General features: G+C 56.4%; 21 protein-coding genes and 1 pseudogene. 12 read left to right on the top strand and 10 right to left on the bottom strand.

Annotated features, from left to right (window positions below):
• Window positions 1-8: 8 nt before the first annotated feature.
• Entirely contained in the window at window positions 9-218 is a 210-nt protein-coding gene (locus tag WF513_RS10895; protein WP_079202733.1) for a cold-shock protein, read from the bottom strand.
• 322 nt (window positions 219-540) lie between these two features.
• On the opposite strand from WF513_RS10895, the gene dcd reads away from it, so the two are divergent.
• Window positions 541-1,107, top strand: coding sequence for a dCTP deaminase (gene dcd, locus WF513_RS10890; RefSeq protein ID WP_339079388.1), 567 nt, complete (start codon window positions 541-543; stop codon window positions 1,105-1,107).
• A 49-nt stretch (window positions 1,108-1,156) separates the two neighbouring features.
• On the opposite strand, the gene nadE is transcribed toward dcd, so the two are convergent.
• From nadE to WF513_RS10865, 5 genes are all read right to left on the bottom strand, one after another.
• Window positions 1,157-1,984: an ammonia-dependent NAD(+) synthetase gene (gene nadE / locus WF513_RS10885; protein WP_339079387.1), complete on the bottom strand. Its 828-nt coding sequence runs from the start codon at window positions 1,982-1,984 to the stop codon at window positions 1,157-1,159.
• A 364-nt stretch (window positions 1,985-2,348) separates the two neighbouring features.
• The gene (locus WF513_RS10880; RefSeq protein WP_339079386.1) at window positions 2,349-4,886 is read right to left on the bottom strand and encodes a penicillin acylase family protein; all 2,538 of its coding nucleotides are present in this window, start codon (window positions 4,884-4,886) and stop codon (window positions 2,349-2,351) included.
• Between the two features lie 130 nt (window positions 4,887-5,016).
• On the bottom strand, window positions 5,017-5,481 hold the full coding sequence (locus tag WF513_RS10875) for a DUF2489 domain-containing protein (RefSeq protein WP_339079385.1): 465 nt from the start codon (window positions 5,479-5,481) through the stop codon (window positions 5,017-5,019).
• Window positions 5,482-5,488: 7 nt separating this feature from the next.
• Window positions 5,489-5,692, bottom strand: coding sequence for an SEC-C metal-binding domain-containing protein (locus tag WF513_RS10870; RefSeq protein ID WP_339079384.1), 204 nt, complete (start codon window positions 5,690-5,692; stop codon window positions 5,489-5,491).
• 5 nt (window positions 5,693-5,697) lie between these two features.
• Window positions 5,698-6,195 carry an LEA type 2 family protein gene (locus WF513_RS10865; RefSeq protein ID WP_339083530.1) on the bottom strand — a complete coding sequence of 166 codons (498 nt, stop codon included), beginning with the start codon at window positions 6,193-6,195 and terminating at the stop codon, window positions 5,698-5,700.
• A 112-nt stretch (window positions 6,196-6,307) separates the two neighbouring features.
• On the opposite strand from WF513_RS10865, the gene WF513_RS10860 reads away from it, so the two are divergent.
• Window positions 6,308-6,889 (top strand): hypothetical protein, encoded by a 582-nt coding sequence (locus WF513_RS10860; RefSeq protein WP_339079383.1) that lies wholly within the window; start codon window positions 6,308-6,310, stop codon window positions 6,887-6,889.
• 51 nt (window positions 6,890-6,940) lie between these two features.
• Here the strand turns inward: WF513_RS10860 and WF513_RS10855 are convergent, their stop codons facing one another.
• Together WF513_RS10855 and WF513_RS10850 are read right to left on the bottom strand one after the other, a co-directional pair.
• Entirely contained in the window at window positions 6,941-7,411 is a 471-nt protein-coding gene (locus WF513_RS10855) for a YchJ family protein (RefSeq protein ID WP_339079382.1), read from the bottom strand.
• Between the two features lie 4 nt (window positions 7,412-7,415).
• Window positions 7,416-7,913, bottom strand: a complete 498-nt coding sequence (locus WF513_RS10850; protein WP_339079381.1) for a DUF6231 family protein — start codon at window positions 7,911-7,913, stop codon at window positions 7,416-7,418.
• Between the two features lie 438 nt (window positions 7,914-8,351).
• On the opposite strand from WF513_RS10850, the pseudogene WF513_RS10845 reads away from it, so the two are divergent.
• The 4 genes and pseudogenes from WF513_RS10845 to WF513_RS10830 all read left to right on the top strand — a co-directional run.
• Window positions 8,352-8,705: pseudogene (locus tag WF513_RS10845) on the top strand (OmpA family protein); the annotation flags it as partial.
• A 57-nt stretch (window positions 8,706-8,762) separates the two neighbouring features.
• Window positions 8,763-8,906: a hypothetical protein gene (locus WF513_RS10840; RefSeq protein WP_339079380.1), complete on the top strand. Its 144-nt coding sequence runs from the start codon at window positions 8,763-8,765 to the stop codon at window positions 8,904-8,906.
• Window positions 8,907-9,063: 157 nt separating this feature from the next.
• On the top strand, window positions 9,064-9,381 hold the full coding sequence (locus WF513_RS10835; protein ID WP_339079379.1) for a DUF1145 domain-containing protein: 318 nt from the start codon (window positions 9,064-9,066) through the stop codon (window positions 9,379-9,381).
• A complete protein-coding gene (locus WF513_RS10830; RefSeq protein WP_339079378.1) occupies window positions 9,374-10,135 on the top strand; it encodes a collagen-like protein in 762 nt (253 codons plus the stop codon). Before WF513_RS10835 ends, WF513_RS10830 begins: the two co-directional genes overlap by 8 nt.
• Before the next feature lie 52 nt (window positions 10,136-10,187).
• Here WF513_RS10830 and WF513_RS10825 read toward each other — a convergent pair whose 3' ends face one another.
• Window positions 10,188-10,652: a CopD family protein gene (locus WF513_RS10825; RefSeq protein WP_339079377.1), complete on the bottom strand. Its 465-nt coding sequence runs from the start codon at window positions 10,650-10,652 to the stop codon at window positions 10,188-10,190.
• A 188-nt stretch (window positions 10,653-10,840) separates the two neighbouring features.
• On the opposite strand from WF513_RS10825, the gene dinG reads away from it, so the two are divergent.
• The 5 genes from dinG (at window position 10,841) to pdxH (ending at window position 18,219) form a co-directional block, all read left to right on the top strand.
• Window positions 10,841-12,985: an ATP-dependent DNA helicase DinG gene (gene dinG / locus WF513_RS10820; RefSeq protein WP_339079376.1), complete on the top strand. Its 2,145-nt coding sequence runs from the start codon at window positions 10,841-10,843 to the stop codon at window positions 12,983-12,985.
• A 293-nt stretch (window positions 12,986-13,278) separates the two neighbouring features.
• Window positions 13,279-15,465: a beta-agarase gene (locus tag WF513_RS10815; RefSeq protein ID WP_339083528.1), complete on the top strand. Its 2,187-nt coding sequence runs from the start codon at window positions 13,279-13,281 to the stop codon at window positions 15,463-15,465.
• 116 nt (window positions 15,466-15,581) lie between these two features.
• Entirely contained in the window at window positions 15,582-16,727 is a 1,146-nt protein-coding gene (locus WF513_RS10810) for a serine hydrolase domain-containing protein (RefSeq protein ID WP_339079375.1), read from the top strand.
• Window positions 16,728-16,817: 90 nt separating this feature from the next.
• Window positions 16,818-17,498, top strand: coding sequence for an OmpA family protein (locus tag WF513_RS10805; protein ID WP_339079374.1), 681 nt, complete (start codon window positions 16,818-16,820; stop codon window positions 17,496-17,498).
• A gap of 73 nt (window positions 17,499-17,571) precedes the next feature.
• Entirely contained in the window at window positions 17,572-18,219 is a 648-nt protein-coding gene (pdxH, locus tag WF513_RS10800) for a pyridoxamine 5'-phosphate oxidase (protein WP_339079373.1), read from the top strand.
• A 7-nt stretch (window positions 18,220-18,226) separates the two neighbouring features.
• Here pdxH and WF513_RS10795 read toward each other — a convergent pair whose 3' ends face one another.
• Window positions 18,227-18,463: a hypothetical protein gene (locus tag WF513_RS10795; protein WP_339079372.1), complete on the bottom strand. Its 237-nt coding sequence runs from the start codon at window positions 18,461-18,463 to the stop codon at window positions 18,227-18,229.
• A gap of 257 nt (window positions 18,464-18,720) precedes the next feature.
• On the opposite strand from WF513_RS10795, the gene WF513_RS10790 reads away from it, so the two are divergent.
• Window positions 18,721-19,182, top strand: coding sequence for a hypothetical protein (locus WF513_RS10790; RefSeq protein ID WP_339079371.1), 462 nt, complete (start codon window positions 18,721-18,723; stop codon window positions 19,180-19,182).
• Window positions 19,183-19,408 lie beyond the last annotated feature (226 nt).

Genomic DNA, 19,408 nt, shown 5'->3' with positions numbered 1-19,408 from the left:
AGGACAGGTTATGCAACCTGAACTTCCTCAGCCTGCATGCCTTTCTGACCACGAGTGGCCACGAAGGTCACAGCTTGGCCTTCTTTCAGGCTCTTGAAGCCATCGCTCTGGATTGCTTTGAAGTGTACGAACAGGTCGTCACCGGACTGTGGAGTGATAAAGCCGTAGCCTTTCTCATCGTTAAACCACTTGACGGTGCCATTTTGACGATTCGACATGTTATGTCTCCTAACAATTTTATTAACAGCCCTGGAAAAGCCCAGGCCGGGACTGAGTGCAACGAGTACTAGGAGTCGGACGATGTTTGGATCGAAATCTAGGCATCAAGTAGCGATTCGCGGTGACACATGCAGCACAGTAGGCACACATTACCCGCTTTTAGCGCTAAGCGCGAATACTCTGTGCATCTTTCTGTTATTAAGCGACGCGCTGAATTGTTGCCAGTTTGCGAGCTGGATATTTTTAGAGCCTTTGAACCCAGTCGCCCAGCCCGGTAAGATGCATGCACTTTCATCCTCCGCCTACAGCAGGACAGCCGCCATGAGCATCAAATCGGATAAGTGGATTCGCCGCATGGCTCAAGAGCACGGCATGATCGAGCCCTTCGTCGAGCGGCAGGTGCGTAACGACGGTGCTGAGAAGCTTATCTCTTACGGGGTTTCCAGCTATGGCTACGACGTGCGCTGTGCTGATGAATTCAAGGTGTTTACCAATATCAACTCGGCGACAGTCGATCCGAAGAATTTCGATGAAAAAAGCTTTGTCGATGTGAAGAGTGACGTGTGCATTATTCCGCCAAACTCCTTCGCCTTGGCTCGCACCGTGGAGTTTTTCAGGATTCCCCGTGATGTGCTGACCATCTGTTTAGGCAAAAGCACCTATGCGCGTTGCGGCATCATCGTCAACGTCACTCCACTTGAGCCTGAGTGGGAAGGCCATGTGACTTTGGAGTTTTCTAACACCACCACCCTGCCAGCAAAAATTTATGCCAATGAGGGTGTCGCGCAGATGCTGTTTTTTCAGTCTGATGAACCCTGTGAAGTTTCTTACAAGGACCGTGGTGGCAAGTATCAAGGGCAGCTTGGCGTTACGTTGCCGCGCGCCTAATTGCAGCTTAAACATCAAGCCGGGCGTTGCCCGGCTTTTTTATGCTCATTTAAGGGGCTAAAGGTAGCTCGCGTTTATGGTGGGTGGTGTCGTAAGTGCGCACGATTATTCCATAGGCCTCTTCGCTGACAGGCAAGCCATGCAGGAACGCATCGATTTCGTCGTAGCTGATGCCATGCGCTTCTTCGTCCGGTTTACCGGGGCGCAGCTCTTCTAAGTCAGCAGTCGGTACTTTAAATACCAAGTTTTCCGGTGCGCCTAGGTAATTGGCAATGGCACGTACCTGCCCTTTGACCAGCCCGGACAGCGGGGCCAAGTCGCAAGCGCCATCACCGAACTTGGTAAAAAACCCCATTAAAGCTTCAGCAGCATGGTCGGTGCCGATCACTAAGCCGTTGGTGGCGTTTGCGATGGTGAACTGGGCGACCATGCGAATACGCGCCTTGATGTTGCCCATCACAAAGTCACGCCGTGCGGCGCTGAGTGTTTGCAGGTGGGTGATTTGTTGGCCAAGCCCATTCACGCTGTCTTGGATATTCACCGCGTCTGCTTCGTCAGCCTGGATAAATTGCAGCGAGGCCTGTGCGTCGTGCTCATCATGTTGAGTGCCGTGGGGCAAACGAACAGCGATAAAACGGTAGGCTGAGTCGCCAGTTTCTTCGCGAAGTTCCTCAACGGACAGCTGCGCCAGCCGGCCTGCAGTCAGTGAGTCAACACCGCCACTGATGCCCAGCACCAATACTTTCAACCCTGAGGTCTTTAGGCAGTTTTTGATAAACGCTTTGCGCTTGTCGATCTGTGCGATTAGATCGGCTTCATTGACGAAGGCCGGCACTACCTCAAGGGCAGCGGCAATTTCAGCTTGGCGGTTACTCATTTTAAAGTCCTCACGGGAGCAGAACACATAACTTGTACCGTTCGTGCGGCTGAAAAACCTGTATGCAAGGCTTCAAACCTCAGTACAAGTTGCAAAGCTTACGTCGAACGGTCGCTGAAGTGCACGCTAGAGGTGTATGGATACGCTAACGAATGTGTCGTCAGCTAATCCGTAGATCAAAAATTATCTGAAAATTTTTATTGGCTTTACGTGACGATCGCTTTTGGGATGGTTTTGCACAAAAAACGGGCAAAAGAAAGGGCGCTATGAGCGCCCTAAAGTGATGATCTATGGAGTAAGTCCGTCTTCTCTGAGCCGCAGCCAGCCGAATGGTTCAGTGGCCAGCGACGAGCGGTCATGGGTTCTAAATTGTTGGCATCAGCATGAGCCGTTTAGTGCCGTACACCTTATCGAGATTCTGCGACTTGAAGGGGAAGCTCATGTAGCTGCCTTTGAGCCAAGCATCGATGCCATCGGCATAGTGTTTGCTGGCGGGGTTGCCGGATTGCCCTGAACTGTTTAGGCCGATCAGCGGCTCCTCGCGGCCGAAGTCAACCACGATGCGCATGGCGGGGATCAGCCAGGTGTCGAAGTCTTCGCCCCAGTTGTAAGCCGCTACGTTTAAGGTGCTGTGATCGCCGCCTGCCACGTAGGGACCGCGGTCGAGATAGCCTTTGATGGCGTTGATGCCACTGCGTTGGCTGGCGCTCATGTATTGCGCCATTTGGCTGGTGCCACTGGTCCAGTTGTAGGTGTGCAGTTTGCCCCACTGCCAAGTGCTGCGCTCGCTGCCCAGTGTGCTTTCAAGCAAAGTGACTGCACCTGCCAGGCTTCGCGCCAGAATGGCGGGTTTATCTTCCTGCTGCGCGGTGCGGCGGTCATTCCAGAATGGGCTGTCTTCTCGGCCGAGTAGGTGATCAGCCTGAGCTGAATAGGAGCTATTGGCCGCTTCGACCAAGGCTTTCCAGGCAGGGTTGCTTTCGGGACCCAGCTCGTCGAGAAAGGTCTCGCGCGCACTTTGGAACAGGAAGGCGCTGTATAGGGCGGCATCCGCTGAACTGGCTGCCATCTTGCCGTCAAACTTCATCAGCCTGTTCAAGGCTTCGCGCGCGTTGTCACGGTCAACTGCCGGCAGCGTATCGATAGCGCTTTTTAGGCTTTCGGCCATGCCTGGCGCGCTGAGCATAGTTTGCAGTTTCGCGACAAAAGGTGAGGTCTGGTCGTACTGCATGGCAATCATGCTCTGGCTGTCATGCTTGCCTGTTGCCGCCAGTGCGGCAATACGTTCAGCGCGCTCGGGGTAAAACCAGGAGTTGGACAGCTGCATGCCATACCCGCGCGGTACAGTGCGGTGATTGGCTGTGCCCAGCCAACCTTGTACAGGGTCTTGGTCATAGGGGTGCAGCATTGGATCCGCGAAACCGTCCCAGTCGTACTGGCTGTCCCAGCCCGGCGAGGGCATCAGCCCTAAGCCGGCACGGCGATTAGGGAAGCGCCCAGTCACTTGCCAACCGATATGTTGAGCATCGGCAAATACGATGTTCAACGGCATGGCGCGGATTTCACGAGTGGCCTCAAAGGCCTGCTCGACTGACTGAGCGCGCGACAGGTCGAAGAAGGCATCCAGAGTCTTATCCGCTTCGAATTGTATGGTTTTTAGCGCCAGGCCATAGCCGCTGCTCAGCTGCATGGGCTGCAGGCTGTGTTTGCGCTCGCCCAGCACTGAGTTGAGCAGTGGGCCGTGGCGAGTTTCGTAAATAGTCTCGCGGATTGGCCGTTGGCCTTTAATAAAGAACGTCTCTTGACGTTGTTGTGCCGGCAGCCACTTGCCGTCAGCCAGGTAGTGCAGGCGGCCATTCTGGCGCCTGACTTGCTCTAAGAATACGTCTTGGTTATCACCCATGACCATGGTCATGCCCCAGCCGAGTTTGCCATTGAACCCCGCGACGATAGCCGGTACGCCGGCAATCGATACGCCAGCCGCTTGGAATTTTGGCGAACGGATCTGCACAAAGTTCCACACCGAAGGCATCGACAGTGGCAAGTGGGTGTCGTTGGCCAGCAGGCTTTTGCCGCTGCGCGTCCGTTGTGGGGCGAAGGCCCAATTATTAGACGCCGCCACGCCGAGCATATGCGCATCAGCAAATTGGCTGACGGCCGCGCTGACCTCGCTCAGGCCCGTCAGTTGGCCGTTAAGGTTGAGGCCTTTAAGTTTTGCAGCCTCTTCAAGCGGTAAGGGTTCGTCGGGGTAAGTCGGCAGCAGCCAAGCGAGTTGTTCGCTGCCGACTTTCTGCGCGAGCACCAGCGAGGCAATTTCTTCTTGCAGGTTTACCGAAAGGCCAAAATTTAGCAGGCAGAAGACCAGCACCGAATCTTCGGCTTTCCAATAGGCCGGGCGATAACCGGATTCGGCCAGGTCCATGGGTAACTTATCGCGGTAGCGGAATAGGTAAGCGTTGACCCCGCGCGCATAGACTTCGAAGAAACGCTTAAGCCGTGGTGATGCATTGCTGTACAGCACATCAGCGCTTTTCTTCAAATTGACCGCGCGCATAAAACGGTCCATTTCCAGCACGCCGGGTCCGGCCATCTCAGCCAGACGGCCTTCGGCCATCAAGCGCAGGCTGACCATTTGGCTGAGGCGGTCGCTGGCATGCACATAGCCTAGGGCGAAAAGGGCGTCGTGGAAGGTGGCAGTCTCGATCAGCGGCATGCCCAACTGATTGCGACGGACCACCACGCCTTGCGCCAGGCCTTTGACGCGAACGACGCCTTGGTCAGGGGGCACGCTGTCGTGGTAACGGCTGTTCAAGAATGACTGACAGCCACTGAGTGCAACGACTGCCGTTATAACGGCGGCGAGGCTGAGGTAGGCCGTGGGGCGTAATGCGCGCGCTAGCATGCAGCTGGCTCCTTGCAGATGGAAAACAATCAGGACGGGATTGGCCTTTCGGCAAGTGCCTTGGCGCTCAGATGCGAACGCTCTACGTTATCCAGCGGCCGTGCGCCTGACAAGGCGCAGGACAGGTACGTCAGGCGCTTTTAGGTACTGGCGGCAGGGCTTCATCAAGTAACCAGCGCGCAGCCGCGCGAGCCGCTGCTTTATGCTGAAGTTCCAGTTCGCTGAAGTGCTGCTCATGCTGGCGACGCACGCTTTTCTCCAGCGCCTTCCACTCGACATGGGTGGGCACTTGCGCAGTTGCCGCGAACAACAGATGAAAAACCTCACAGCGCTGATGTTGACTGAGACTATTGTCATAGTTGTCCAGCAGCACTTTGATCCGAATCGCACCTTCAATCAGCGGCAGCTGACCGTCGAGCAGGCTGCTGGTAAGAATGCGTAGATCGTTGGCAAGGCGTTCGCGCTGGATGCTGTGCGCCTCGGCTTGCACTTTTTCTTTGGCCCAGACGCGCCGCCAGAGGTGCAGGGCGTAGAGCACCAATGCGGTGATCAGTAAGGCGCTGGCAATCAGTGCGAGCAGAGTGAGGTTATTCATTGCGCAATCACGCGCCGTGACATTTTTTGAATTTTTTCTCACTGCCGCAAGGGCAGGGATCGTTCCGGCCTACGTCTTTAAGAGCGTTGCGCGCAGGTTCTTGGTGGCCATGATTACACTCGGGCCCGTGCACGTGGCCATGGTCATGGCTGTGAGCAGGGTCGTGGTCATGATTGCAGTCAGGGCCGTGAACGTGTTCTTGCTGGGTCATGTGAGTTACTCCGGAATGTGATTGCCAGGAATTATCTCGCCATTGCGCGACATGTGCACGCTTCGTCCAAATAACCAGCCAGTTTTAACTGCGCCCTGGAAACGATAAGGGATAGGTTCATCAGGTTTTTCCAAGGCTTTGACGATTTGCCGAAGGTGTCGCCAAAGGTTGGTGCGCACCGGAACATTGAAGCTGTGGTGGCCTTGCGCAGGCACGGTAAAGGATGCATTCGATTCACCCTCAGCCAGCTTTACCTGGTTCAAGTAGACCGCATAGTCCAGCCCACGCACCGGCAGACTAAAGCTATTGGGATTGTCGATGCGAAAGCGCAGCATAAAGTGCTGCTCCAGCAGTTTGGCTTTGACCACATCAACATTGACTAAGCGGACCTCGGGGTCTTTGAAGTCACCAGAAGATAGGGATGAGCAACCGCCAAGGCCTGAAATAAGGCCAAACAACATCATTAGGCTGAGAATTTTTATCGTTTGCGCCTGATAAAGCATTACATACTCCGAATGTCGCACCAGTGTAACAAGCAAGCGCTTGGCTGCCACCTGTTGTGACGGTAAAAAAACCTGCGCCATACTAAGCAATGAATAGGACAGGAGTATGACCATGGCTCTCTACGAAATAGCGTTCAGCGCGCAGTTGGTTCCCGGTGCCCAGTTGGAGTTGGTGAAGGCTAACTTGGCTAGGCTGTTTCAAGCTGACGAGCAGCGTGTGGCGTTGTTGTTCTCGGGTCGGCGCATCGTCATCAAAAGCAACGTGGATGCAGTTGCAGCAGAGAAATATCGCTCTACGCTGGAGCGCGCGGGGGCTGTGGCCGAGATAACATGCCTCGACGAAGAAATCGAAGAAATCGAGTTGGCACCCCCACCGGCAGACGTGCCAACTTCAGCGCCCGCCGCTTCGCCAGTTGCCGACGTTGCTAGGGCTGTTGCTGACCGTTCACCTGCGGGGCGTTTGCAGGTAACGCCGCGTGATGAATACATGGCTGCGTTTGCTGAGGTGGATGCGCCAGATTTTGGCATCGCACCCTTGGGTGCCGATGTTCATGATGGCAAGCCGCAGGCAGCGGCCCCACACGTGGATTTGTCGCAATTCAGCTTGGCGCCGCCCGGTAGCGACATGGGTGAAGTAAAAAAAGCGCCAGCTGGGCCGCTGCCTGATATTTCGCATTTGAAACTGCAAGATTAGAGCGCCCTGCGCAGAGAGCCTCTGCCTTTTGCTCACTGCGCATTTCAGCGGTCAAAAATAGGCTGCACAACACTTTTTGAATTTTAAGGCGCTCATGCAGGGGCAGGGGTCATTGCGGCCCGTCTTCAACTCGACGGTGGGGTCAATGAAAAACCAGTTGCCGTTATTGCGCACGAATGCAGAGCGTTCGCGGTGGCTGTGCTCAGCACCGTCATCAAGCCAGCGTGCAATAAAGGTGACATAGGCATGCTGCGGTTCACCTTCGATTAATTCAGCGTGCTCCACCTCAAGGCCCAGCCACATGCTGTTTAGGCTCCATGCCCGTATGGCCGTCTGATCAAGGTTTTTTTGTTGGGCGGGCAATGTGCTGTGCACTAGGTAATCGACCAATCCCAATGCATAGGCGCTGTAGCGCGAACGCATCAACGCTTCAGCACTGGGTGCCGCAGCGCCCAAATGATAAAGGCCGCAGCATCCTGTGAGTGGGAGGCTGCTGCCGCAGGGGCAGGCTGCGTTGCTCATACGTTTACCACCAATACTTACCGAAGTTCTCAGGGTTGGCCCAGAATTTAGCATTCAGCCAGTCTGGGACTTGCTTGTAGTCGAGCAGGTCGTAAGTAAACAGGTTGAGCGTTTGTTCGTCACGCTGGAAGCGCTCGCTGGCCTGCAAAGCCAAGGCGAAAAAATCAGTTTCTTGCCAATCAGCGGCTTGCAGATCAACCAGCACAGCCATACGGCTGGCATTCAGGTTGCGAATACCGCCCAGTAGTTCCAGCCCCGCGCGTTTAGGCAGGTGCTCAAGGCAGTCAACAATTAGGGCCAGATCAAACCGTTGTGCAGCCACTTCGGTGGGCAGCGCGCCGGCATCAGTGTGGGCAACATGACAACTCGGATGCGCTTGGATGAAGGCATCTATAGCAGGCAGTTCGCGGCTTCCGACTACCAGCAGACGTTCTGGGGTGTAGCGCGCCAATAGAGCGGCGAGCGCTTGTTGGGGTGTGCGGGATGATGGTGCTGTGAGCATGGCAATTCCTCATTCAAGTGCGCAAAAGACTAACGTGCAGCAGCAGAACGACCTAGCGTGGCGCGTGTAATTAATGTGTTTGCATATTCTCTGGCGTTTTCAGGAAGTGGCGTCTTTACTTAATTGCATCGGTTTTGGACCGATTTACCAATGGGAGACGTATTTATGAGCATCACCAGGAAAGCATTGCCGCTGATTGTGGCGAGTACCTTTTTGACCGGTTGTGCCGGGCTGCAGAAAACGGATTGGCCAACCTGTGCCGCGATTGGTGGTGTCGGCGGTGCTGCTCTGGGCGCCATTGAGAGCTCTACCTGGGCCGGCGGCGGTGCAGTTGTCGGCGCTGGCATGGCGGCCGCTTATTGCTGGGTGCATGGCGCTGGCGAAGAGCAGGTTGTTATGGTTGAAGAAGTTGTGGAAGAAGTGGTTGTGGCCGAGCCTGCTGAGGCTGTGCGTGTTGAGCTAGACGTTAAGTTTGATTTCGACAAAGCTCAGGTCAAACCGGAAAGCTATGGCGATATCAAAAATCTGGCTGACTTCCTGACTCAGTACCCACAAACCACCACCGTGGTTGAAGGCCATACCGACTCTGTGGGCAGTGATGCTTACAACCAGACCCTATCCGAGCGCCGTGCTAATGCTGTGCGCGATGTGCTGGTTAACCAATATGGCGTGGGCGGTGACCGCGTCAACGCGGCAGGCTACGGTGAATCTCGTCCAGTTGCTGATAACACCAGTGCAGACGGTCGCGCTGTCAATCGCCGCGTAGAAGCTGAAGTGGAAGCACGCCCTTAATCTTCTGATTTAGGCGTCACAGCAAACAAGCCAGGCCCGAAAAGGCCTGGTTTTTTTATGCGTCTAACCCTGCAGTCTTACCTGTCGAATTTCTCCATCGACTTATTATTGTCGCGGTCAGGCACCTTCAGCGATTTACACGACAAGGCTTATTTGCACTCCCTTGCCAAGCCGCTGACGCGTTTGTCTGGGGTGATGTAACGAACCAGCAGGGCGCCGCTAAGTGCCCGAGACAGCTCACCATGACGTGTTAGCAAGCCGCGCTTGATCCACGGATTCTCACGGCTGCGACTGGTCTTCTGGCCGCACACTCGTAAAGCAGATATGGTGCAGCCAAATAAAAACGGCTGGGGCGGCAATGAAAATAGTATTGATTTTGGGAAAGGGGCTGGCGGCGTTGTTCTGGTTGGTGGTGTTGGCAAACCTGCTGCAACCGTTCGCGCAACCTTTTGCCTTGCTGCTGAACGTCGCAGGGGCTTTTATCCTGCTGACTCATGCACTTGAGCTGATATTTTTTAATGCTCGTATTGCCGCTGGCCCTAAGCCGGGACGGGTGCGGCTCCAGGTCATGCTTTTCGGGATTTTCCAGTTGCTCGGGCTGCCCACTGAGCAAGCGCCGGCTACCGTGCTCACCGAGCCGAATCAGACGCTGCAGTTGGAGGCAAACAATGCGTAAGTTACTCGCCCTTGTCGCACTATGCAGTCCCTTGGCGTTGGCCCAAACGGTGATTGAGGTCGACTCCCATGCGGTTTTGCGACTGCCGAACAGCACCAATGTGCTGTTGCTGGAACGATTAGCCATTGCCGACCACGGCACCTTGCTGATTCCGGCCGGTTTGACTGAGATCCGTGTGGAACAGCTGAACTTAGGTCGCCAAGCACGCTTGGTGATTGCGCCGGGCGAACATGTGTTGCGCCTTGAGGTGACAGCTGCCGACATTGCTATCGGTGCGCAGATCAGCGCTCGCGGCGCTAAAGGTAGCTATGAGAAACCTGCATTGCCGGGGCGCGATCTAACTGTACGCTTGCACGCCGTGACGCTTGAAAATCTGATTGTGGATGCACGTGGCGGCTCGGGTGCGCCAGGTTATGCAGGCCTGGCCGGTGCAGATGGCAAGCCGGGAGGTTGTACATGGGGTCAAGCCAGTCGCGGCTTTGATGGTTTTGATGGTGGTGACGGTCAGCCGGGTGCTGCCGGTGCGCAGATACGCTTAGAAGTGCCGCAGGGTTTCCCGGTTGAGCAATTGCAGGTTCGTTTAAACGGCGGCAGTGGCGGCCAACCAGGCGCTTCAGGTGCGGGCGGCCAAGGTGGCATAAGTAAAGGTTGCTGGCTTTACAGCACTGACGGCGCGGGTGACGGCAAGCCCGGGCAGGCAGGGCGTGCTGGTGAGTCAGGCCCGGATGGTGTGCTGAATGTGGTGAGGTTCTAAAAGGCCCAACCGTATCAACCGCTGCTGGAAGGCAGTGGTTGCTGTCGCAGGTTTACAATGAGGGGCGTGCGCCGGCGATGGCTACCACCAGCAACCCCAGCACCAGGTTGATACCGACTAAGCGACGAATACGGCCAAGTACCGCGCCACCGTTCGACCACTCTTGTGCCGTCACCGCGCGGCGCAGTTCTGGTAATTGCAGGACTTTAATTCGCAAAAACAGCGCCAGCATAACGATGAACAGCCCAGTCATCACATCCACATAACGCGGCGCGTTGCTAAAGCCACTAAAGCGCAGCTGCAGCATGCCCACGCCGGTAACCGGTAACACAATCACGGCTGCCCATACCCAGTAAAAAAATCGCGGAAAGACCTCCAGCCATAGTCTAAGGCGCGGTGGTGCTTCCAGTGCGCTGACGGCTGCCGGGCGTAAAACCATCCAAGCGAAGAACATACCGCCCACCCACACCACGGCGGCGAGCAGGTGCAGGCTATAGATGAAGTCATAGGGCGTCATAGGGGCATTCCTGTTGGTTAATGACCTGTTTGCGATCTGCAGCGAGTTGGCCCGGTTTTACATACATGTCGCTCACTCGCCAGAGCAAAAGCGGGTCTACGCGGATCAGCGCCGGATCAATTAGCGCGCTATGATAGCCGCCGCTTTCAAACACTGAAAATTTATCCAGCCTTTTGTACCCAGACCCCATGCTCAGTACTGAACTCAAGTCCCAGATCCAGGGCGCTTACTCGCGTTTTCTCGAAGCCAAGTCGCTCAAGCCGCGCTATGGCCAGCGCTTGATGATTGCTGAAATTGCCAAGGTGCTGGGCGCGATTCAAACCGACGAAGAAGGCCGGCGCTCGGGTGAGCCAGCCGTTGTAGCGGTTGAGGCTGGTACCGGTACGGGTAAGACCGTGGCCTACAGCTTGGCGGCAATTCCGACAGCTAAGGCTGCGGGCAAGCGGCTGGTAATCGCCACGGCCACTGTGGCGTTGCAAGAACAGATTGTGCACAAAGACCTGCCAGACTTGATGCGCAACAGCGGCTTGAACTTTAGCTTCGCCTTGGCCAAAGGTCGTGGCCGCTACCTGTGCTTGTCCAAGCTGGACATGTTGCTGCAGGAAGGCCAAGCGCAAAGCGCCACTGCGCAGTTATTCGAGGAAGAAGGCTTCAAGATCGATGTGGATGAGCAAAGTCAGAAGCTCTTCACCGCCATGATCGAGAAGCTCGCCGGTAATAAGTGGGATGGCGACCGCGACAGCTGGCCCGAAGAGCTGGAAGATGCGCGTTGGTCGCAACTGACCACTGACCACAGCCAGTGCACCAGCCGCCATTGCCCAAACTTCCAACAATGCGCTTTTTATAAAGCGCGTGAGGGCATGGGTAAGGTCGATGTCATCGTCACCAATCACGACATGGTCTTGGCCGACCTGGCTCTAGGCGGTGGTGCGGTGCTGCCAGACCCGCGCGACACTCTGTATGTCTTTGACGAAGGCCACCACTTGCCGGATAAAGCTATTGGCCACTTCGCCCACTTTACACGCCTGCGTTCGACTGCTGACTGGCTGGAGCAGACCGCCAAAAATCTCGCCAAGTTGCTCGCTCAACATCCGCTACCCGGTGATCTTGGGCGCTTGATTGAGCAAGTGCCGGAGTTGGCGCGGGAGATCAAAACCCAGCAACAATTTATGTTCGCCGCCTGTGAGCAGGTGGCTGAATTTAAGCCCGGTGAAGACATGCAGGGCCGCGAACGGCCTCGCCATCGCTTTATTGGCGGTGTGGTGCCGCCGCACCTGATAGAGCTGGGCGTCGAACTGAAAAAGGGCTTCTCCAAGCTCACTGAACTTTTTACTGGGGTGACGGAAAAACTCAAAGAAGCCATGGACGGCGAGGCCACTGTTGGCATCGCCAGCCATCAGGCCGAAGAATGGTACCCGTTGTTCGGCAGCCTATTGGCGCGTGCGCAAGGCAGTTGGGAATTGTGGTTGGCGTTCACTGCCGAAGACCCGGAAACCAGCCCGCCGATGGCGCGTTGGCTCACGCTGGCTGACAGCGGCGCATTGTTTGATATTGAAGTTAACGCCAGCCCGATCTTGGCGGCGGAAACCCTGCGGCGAAATCTATGGAATGTCGCTTATGGCGCACTGGTGACGTCGGCCACCCTGACAGCGCTGGGTACCTTTGATCGCTATCGCATGCGCGCAGGCTTACCCAAAGTAGCTGTTACCACTGTGGTGCCAAGCCCTTTTCATCATGCCGATGCCGGCGTACTGCGGGTACCCAATTTGAATGCTGATCCGCGTGATGCGGTGGCGCATACGGCGGCGATTATTCGTGATTTGCCTGGTTTGGTTGAGGGCTCGCGCGGCACGCTGGTGCTGTTTTCCTCACGCAAACAAATGCAGGACGTATTCGAGGGCCTGGAGCGCGACTGGCGCAAACGGGTATTTATTCAAGGCAACCTGTCCAAGCAGGAAACCCTCAATAAACACAAAGCGCGGGTCGATAGCGGTGAGGAAAGCGTGTTGTTTGGTCTGGCCAGCTTTGCTGAAGGTGTCGATTTGCCGGGCGCCTATTGCGAGCATGTGGTGATCGCCAAGATCCCCTTTGCCGTGCCAGATGATCCGGTTGAGGCAGCGCTTGCCGAGTGGATCGAGGCGCGCGGCGGCAATCCGTTTATGGAAATCGCTGTGCCGGATGCTTCGCTGCGGTTGGTACAAGCCTGCGGCCGTCTGCTGCGCACTGAGGAGGATCGCGGCATCATTACCCTGCTCGACCGGCGTGTTGTCACGCAGCGTTACGGCAAGTCAATTCTTAATGCGTTGCCGCCGTTTCGTCGAGAAATCAGCTAACACCCGCTGGTCGGCATAAGCAGGCGGCTGAACGCGAATATGGTTAAAACAAGCCGCAAGGCGATAAAGCAGAGTGACCTGCTGTAAATGAGTGTGTTGAAGCTGTTTTTTCGCTGTATTGCCAGTGCAGGTAGGTTTTAACGGTTTGTAGGCAACTTGCTGCGACCAATCAGCTCCAATCGGCGCAGGCGTGACGTTTTTGTCGTCATCAATATCTGTTTTTTGCTGTGGGCAATATTGCCCGAAGCAACCGCAATAATGGGAGAGAGTGGTTCGTGAAGGTTAAGTGCAGGCTGCAAACAGGTGTTCTGCTCTCGCTGCTGTTGGGTTATTGCAGCGTGGGTGTTACGGCAGAGCGGCAGGAGCTGTTCAACTTTGTCCGGCCAATGGACGCCGTCCAAGTCACAACGCAGGATGCTGAATTGCCCAATCGCATTGGCGAGCCTACGCCTGAGGGCGAAGTGCTGCGCCGGGTGACCTTCCATCCTGCGGCGCAGCCGAGCCTGCGTCTTACCCCGCAAAACGGCAGTTGGGACTGGTCGCAGCAGGCGTTGGTCAGCCTGCGTGTGCAAAACGCTATGGACTGGGCGCTGACCTTGGATGTGCTGATCGAAAGCGCCGACGGCCAACGTTTAAACACCCGCATTGCTTTACCGGCCGGCCCAGCGCAGACCTTGCTGATTCCCTTGCACGCCGCATCACCTCGTGACCACGGCATGCGCGCGGGGGTGCCGATGCCTTGGATGCATAAGGGCCAGCGGCTGTTGCTGGTGGACACGGTCAGTGGTGCGCTGGACTTAAGCCAGGTCAGTGCAGTCACCCTGTCGATGCCGCAACCGCAAGCGCCCCAGCATATTTTGATAAGCCAATTTGGCGTGAATGCTGAGCAGCTCTCAGATGCAGCCTATGCCGGTATCGTCGACAGCTACGGTCAGTTTGTGCGCAGCAACTGGCCGGGCAAAATCAAAAACGATGAGCAACTGCAGCAAGCCGCCGCGCAGGAACGAAAGCAACTCAATAGCTGGCTGGCTGAACGCCCAGCACAGGATAAATTTGCCGGCTGGACAGGCGGCATGCCGTTTGAAGCGAGCGGTTTCTTCCGTACTGAAAAGCGCGATGATCGTTGGTTTTTGGTCACGCCTGAAGGGCATCCGTTCTACTCACTGGGTGTCAACGCCGTCACTGCGCAACAGAGTGCCACCTATGTTGAGGGCCGCGAGGCGATGTTCGCCGGCCTGCCGCAACCGGGTGAGGCGCTGGCGGCTTACTTCGGCAGCTCTGACAGCCGCAGTGACACCGGTGCCAACCAAGGTCGGGCGTTTGCCAGCGGGCGTTGGTTTGATTTCTATAAAGCCAACGTGCAACGCAGTTACAACCAGGTTGACCCCGCAGCTTGGCGCGCGCTCAGTCAAGACCGGCTGCAAGCTTGGGGCTTCAATACCCTGGGTAATTGGAGTGAGCCAGCCTTTGGCGGCGACGCACGCATGCCGTTTAGCATTCCGCTGTCGATACATGGTGACTACGCCACCATCAGTACGGGCGTTGATTGGTGGGGCGCGATGCCTGACCCCTTCGACCCGCGCTTTGCCATGGCCACCGAGCGTGCGGTGGCGATTGCCTCACGCGATCACCGTGATAACCCTTGGCTGCTAGGTTATTTCGCCGATAACGAGCTGTCGTGGGCCGGCCCTGCGGATGACCCCAATAACCGTTATGCCTTGGCCTACGCCACCTTGCGTCTGACTACCGATGTGCCGGCCAAGCGCGCTTTTCTCAAGCTGCTGCGGGACAAATATCGTAATCAGAATGGGCTGTCGCGGGCCTGGGGTATCGAGCTGCCGGCGTGGGAATTGATGGAAGATCCGGGCTTTAAGGCGCCGCTGCCCAGCGCTGAGTTTCCGGCCATCGAGCGCGACATGCAGGCGTTTTTGCGCCTGTATGCCGAGACTTACTTCAAAACCATTGCGGACTCTCTCGACTGGCACGCACCGAATCACATGTTGTTGGGCGGTCGTTTTGCCAGCAGCATCCCCGAGGCGGTAACGGCATGCGCGCGTTTCTGCGATGTGCTGAGCTTCAATTTCTACACCCGTGAGCCGCAGCAGGGTTATGACTTTGCCATGCTGCGTAAGTTAGACAAGCCGCTGATGGTCACCGAATTTCACTTCGGCTCGCGAGACCGTGGGCCGTTCTGGGGCGGTGTTGCCGAGGTTTATAAGGAAGAGGAGCGTGGTCCGGCTTATGCAAATTTCCTCAACAAAGCTCTGCAAGAGCCGCAGATCGTGGGTCTGCATTGGTTTCAGTACCTTGATCAGCCCGTGACCGGTCGTTTACTGGATGGCGAAAATGGTCATTTAGGGTTGGTAGCCATTACCGATCGACCTTGGAAGGGGTTCGTCAACGCGGTGCGTAACGCCAACTTGGCTGTGCCAAAAACCTTGCTCAAGCCCGCGCCTGCGCCCGCCACTGAAGCGCCCTAAACATGTATTCGCAAGGCTGATAGTGCTGTGATCAGCCCAGCGCAGGGTTCACCGCACGCGGTGGACCTGAAACAATCCGGCGTTAGATTATCGACCAGTAGCAAAGGAGCGGGGCGGTGCACATACAGGGTTATTTCGACCTCAAATTCGAGACGCTCAAAGAGGCGTTTGCGGCATTGTTCGATGATCCGCAAGAGCGCGGTATGGCGCTCTGCGTGCAGGTCGGCGGTGAAACTGTGGTCGACCTGTGGGCCGGTGTAGCTGATAAAGACGGCCAGCAAGCCTGGCACAGCGACACCATTCTGAATTTATTTTCCTGCACCAAGACGTTTACCGCAGTAACTGCCTTGCAGTTAGTCGGCGAAGGCAAGCTTGAGCTGGATGCTCCAGTCGCGCGCTATTGGCCCGAATTTGCAGCGGCTGGCAAAGGCAAAATCACCCTGCGTCATTTGCTCAGCCATCAGGCTGGGTTGCCAGCGTTGCGCCAAATGTTAGCGCCTGAAGCCCTATATGACTGGCAGACCATGACTGCCGCGCTCGCCGCTGAGCAGCCCTGGTGGGCCTTGGGTGAAGGCCATGGCTACGCGCCGATCACGTACGGTTGGCTGGTGGGTGAAGTGTTACGCCGGGTCGAGGGGTGCGGGCCGGGTGAGTCCATCGTCGCGCGCACCGCCACGCCTTTAGGGTTGGACTTCCATGTTGGCCTCGCGGATGAAGAGTTTTACCGAGTGGCGATTATTTCCCGTGGCAAGGGCAATTTCGGCGATGCCGCAGCCCAGCGCCTGCTCAAGACCATGATGAGCGACCCTTCGGCCATGAGCACGCGGGCTTTTACCAACCCACCGTCGATTATGACCAGTACCAACAAGCCCGAGTGGCGGCGCATGCAGCAACCGGCTGCCAACGGCCATGGCAATGCGCGCAGCCTGGCAGGCTTTTACAGCGGGTTGCTGGATGGCCGCTTGCTGGAACCTGAACTACTGGCCGAGCTGACCCGTGAACATGCAGTGGGTGAGGACAAAACGTTGCTAACTCGCACCCGTTTTGGCCTGGGCTGCATGCTCGATCAGCCAGACGTAGCTAACGCTACCTACGGTATGGGCGCGCGTGCGTTTGGTCACCCGGGTGCGGGCGGCTCCATTGGCTTTGCCGACCCGGAGCGGGATGTGGCTTTCGGTTTTGTCACCAACAATCTTGGACCGTTCGTCTTGATGGACCCGCGTGCGCAGAAACTTGCACGCCTATTGGCTGATTGTTTATAGCCAGCTCGGCTAAACTGCTGCGCAACCTAGTACGGCCCGTCATATAAACGGGCTACCCCGGCTTTTTTGCTTATTACGTGTGGATGCCCGATGCTCGCCAACAAAACTCTCGCCATCGCCCTGTGTCTTCTGGTCAGCGGTTGCAGCCTTTTTGAAAAATCGGAAAAGCCTGCGCCGAAAATGGTCACCATGCCGCCGCCGGCAGTGACTCAGGCTTGGTTAGATGTGTATGAGCCGAAGGTGCGTGAAGCGATCAAAGGCACCCACTTTGAATTTGAGCGGCGTGAAAACCTCTTGGTGGTCACCGCGCCGGTGCAGGGTTCGTTCAACCCAGACCGTCCTCACATGATGCTGCCAAGTACCTTGGGGCCACTGAGCCGCTTGGCTAAGTTGCTGGAAAGCGACGAAAACATCGGCGTGCTGATTCTCGGTCATGCCGACAGCAGTGGTGAAGTCAATGCCAACCGTGACCTGAGTCAGCAGCGCGCCCGCGCCTTTACCTCGATTTTTCGCCTTAGCGGCCTCAAGCAAAATCGTTTGATGGTCAAGGGGTTGGGTTCGGACATGCCACGCGCCGCCAACGACAGCCAGCAAGGCCGTGCGCTCAATCGTCGCGTGGAAATCATGCTGACCGCCAAACCAACCCTCAATGCGCTTATCGCCAAGTACAGCCAGCCTGCGCCAGCGCCAAGCGTTGCTGCCGTCAAATCCGTGACTGATAAGAACGCAAAAACCGTTGCCAAAGCTGACAAACCCGCCAAGAGCCAGTGATTGTTGTTGTAGATCAAGCCCGCTAAATCGCTCGCGAGTAAGCTAGGCCCCATTTGCCCACGAGGATTTGTCGATGACTCAAACCCTGGCCGACATGCGCCGTGATTACACCCGTGATGGTCTGAGCGAGGCGCAAGCGCCGCATGAGCCTTTTGCTCTGTTCGAGCAGTGGTTTGCCGAAGCCGTGGAGACCGAACAACCGCCGGTTGAACCTAACGCCATGACGTTGGCGACGGTTGATGCTGATGGCCGACCGCACTGCCGAGTGCTGTTGCTGAAAGCCTTGGATGAGCGCGGTTTCACCTTTTTCAGTAACTACGACAGCGCCAAAGGCCAACACCTTGCGCTCAATCCATTTGCTGCGATGACTTTCTTTTGGCCCAGCCTAGAGCGCCAAGTGCGTATCGAGGGGCGGGTCGAGCGGGTCACAGCGGCTGAGTGTGATGCTTATTTTCAAGTGCGACCGCTGGGTAGCCGCCTAGGTGCCTGGGCTTCACCGCAGAGCCAAGTGATTGCTGATCGCGGTGAATTGGAAGGCTTCTTGGCACAAGCCGAGCAGCGTTTTCTCGATAAAGCACCACATTGCCCGCCGCATTGGGGCGGGTATCGCGTGCTTCCGGAGCGCATCGAGTTTTGGCAGGGCCGCTCCAGTCGTCTGCATGATCGGCTTAATTTCCGCCTACACGATGCGACTTGGCTGCGCGAGCGACTGGCTCCCTAAGCATTACTCAAGCACCGGAGTACTCTGCTGCAGCGCGTTCCAGCCAAACGGGCAGGGTGTTGCGCTTAACTCCGGCCGCTTGAGCTTCGGCTAAACGGGTCAGCATATAGCTGCGCTTTGCCGGCGAGTTACCCGCCAGTGACATCGCCAAATCGCGGGCCATCCAGCGCTTGATCCGCACATACAGCCACAAGTGGAAGCACAAGCCTGCTGCAGTGGTACTGGCGATAACAAAGTAATCCATAAATGTCCCCATCAAGGTCTGTTGCTGATGCGTTGACGCCCAACTTGGGGGCGTGCGGCCCGTAACTGGCCGTCTATGGCTAAAGGCCTATACGGTTATGGCTTAAGTTTAGGCTAATCGGTAGGTGGCTTTGAAGGTGGTGCAATGTCGCGGTAAAGGCGTTGGGGCAGGCTTGGCGCTGGTTTTGCGTTATATTGTCAGCTGTAAGTTGTACTGCGCAGGCGTATAAAGAGCGCCTGCCTAACTGGAGAAAAATCATGCGTAAACCTGTTCTGTTAGCCGTGTCGTTTGCCGCAATGGCTCTGTTGGGCGGCTGCGCCTCCAGCCTGACGGGTGACACCTATTCGCGCGATGAAGCACGTGCTGTACAGACCGTGCGCATGGGCACAATCGAGTCGCTGCGGCCGGTAAAAATCGAAGGCACGAAAACTCCGATTGGTGCAGGTGCGGGTGCAGTCATTGGCGGTGTTGGCGCCAGTACTATTGGCGGCGGACGCGGCAGCGCAGTGGCTGCGGTAATAGGCGCAGTGGCTGGCGGCCTGTTGGGTGCCATGACCGAAGAAGGCTTGACCCGCACCCAGGGCGTGGAAATTACCGTGCGCGAAGATGACGGCAGCATGCGTGCCTACGTGCAAGCGGTTGAAGAGAGTCAAATTTTCCGCGTCGGTGAGCGTGTTCGTATCATGACGGTAAATGGCACCAGCCGCGTTACTCAGTGAGTGTTACAGAAGCCGGATCAGCCTTGACTGATCCGGCTTTTTCTTGCCTGTTTTCCTTATAAACCAGACGTTTACCGGGTTTCGTTGGATATTTCAGGCAAGTGAGTGGTGGGTGGAGTGTTTGGTAATAATTCTATCCATGACGGTTATCCGATAGTTATGGATAATCGCTCACGTTTTTCAATTGTTGCTTCACCGAGTCGAGCAATGCAGTGGTTTATCAGGG

This window comes from Pseudomonas sp. TMP9, assembly GCF_037943105.1.
GTDB lineage: Bacteria > Pseudomonadota > Gammaproteobacteria > Pseudomonadales > Pseudomonadaceae > Aquipseudomonas.
This window is presented reverse-complemented; position numbering and strand designations above follow the sequence as displayed.

What these genes read in the sequence shown, in the direction of transcription:
- WF513_RS10795 (WP_339079372.1), bottom strand. Translation starts at nt 18,463, where the DNA reads ATGGATTACTTTGTTATCGCCAGTACCACTGCAGCAGGCTTGTGCTTC.
- WF513_RS10870 (WP_339079384.1), bottom strand. Translation starts at nt 5,692, where the DNA reads ATGACCCAGCAAGAACACGTTCACGGCCCTGACTGCAATCATGACCAC.
- WF513_RS10850 (WP_339079381.1), bottom strand. Translation starts at nt 7,913, where the DNA reads ATGCTCACAGCACCATCATCCCGCACACCCCAACAAGCGCTCGCCGCT.
- WF513_RS10880 (WP_339079386.1), bottom strand. Translation starts at nt 4,886, where the DNA reads ATGCTAGCGCGCGCATTACGCCCCACGGCCTACCTCAGCCTCGCCGCC.
- WF513_RS10835 (WP_339079379.1), top strand. Translation starts at nt 9,064, where the DNA reads ATGAAAATAGTATTGATTTTGGGAAAGGGGCTGGCGGCGTTGTTCTGG.
- WF513_RS10895 (WP_079202733.1), bottom strand. Translation starts at nt 218, where the DNA reads ATGTCGAATCGTCAAAATGGCACCGTCAAGTGGTTTAACGATGAGAAA.
- WF513_RS10790 (WP_339079371.1), top strand. Translation starts at nt 18,721, where the DNA reads ATGCGTAAACCTGTTCTGTTAGCCGTGTCGTTTGCCGCAATGGCTCTG.
- dinG (WP_339079376.1), top strand. Translation starts at nt 10,841, where the DNA reads ATGCTCAGTACTGAACTCAAGTCCCAGATCCAGGGCGCTTACTCGCGT.
- WF513_RS10840 (WP_339079380.1), top strand. Translation starts at nt 8,763, where the DNA reads ATGCGTCTAACCCTGCAGTCTTACCTGTCGAATTTCTCCATCGACTTA.
- dcd (WP_339079388.1), top strand. Translation starts at nt 541, where the DNA reads ATGAGCATCAAATCGGATAAGTGGATTCGCCGCATGGCTCAAGAGCAC.
- nadE (WP_339079387.1), bottom strand. Translation starts at nt 1,984, where the DNA reads ATGAGTAACCGCCAAGCTGAAATTGCCGCTGCCCTTGAGGTAGTGCCG.
- WF513_RS10830 (WP_339079378.1), top strand. Translation starts at nt 9,374, where the DNA reads ATGCGTAAGTTACTCGCCCTTGTCGCACTATGCAGTCCCTTGGCGTTG.
- WF513_RS10825 (WP_339079377.1), bottom strand. Translation starts at nt 10,652, where the DNA reads ATGACGCCCTATGACTTCATCTATAGCCTGCACCTGCTCGCCGCCGTG.
- WF513_RS10865 (WP_339083530.1), bottom strand. Translation starts at nt 6,195, where the DNA reads ATGCTTTATCAGGCGCAAACGATAAAAATTCTCAGCCTAATGATGTTG.
- WF513_RS10875 (WP_339079385.1), bottom strand. Translation starts at nt 5,481, where the DNA reads ATGAATAACCTCACTCTGCTCGCACTGATTGCCAGCGCCTTACTGATC.
- WF513_RS10805 (WP_339079374.1), top strand. Translation starts at nt 16,818, where the DNA reads ATGCTCGCCAACAAAACTCTCGCCATCGCCCTGTGTCTTCTGGTCAGC.
- WF513_RS10855 (WP_339079382.1), bottom strand. Translation starts at nt 7,411, where the DNA reads ATGAGCAACGCAGCCTGCCCCTGCGGCAGCAGCCTCCCACTCACAGGA.
- WF513_RS10860 (WP_339079383.1), top strand. Translation starts at nt 6,308, where the DNA reads ATGGCTCTCTACGAAATAGCGTTCAGCGCGCAGTTGGTTCCCGGTGCC.
- pdxH (WP_339079373.1), top strand. Translation starts at nt 17,572, where the DNA reads ATGACTCAAACCCTGGCCGACATGCGCCGTGATTACACCCGTGATGGT.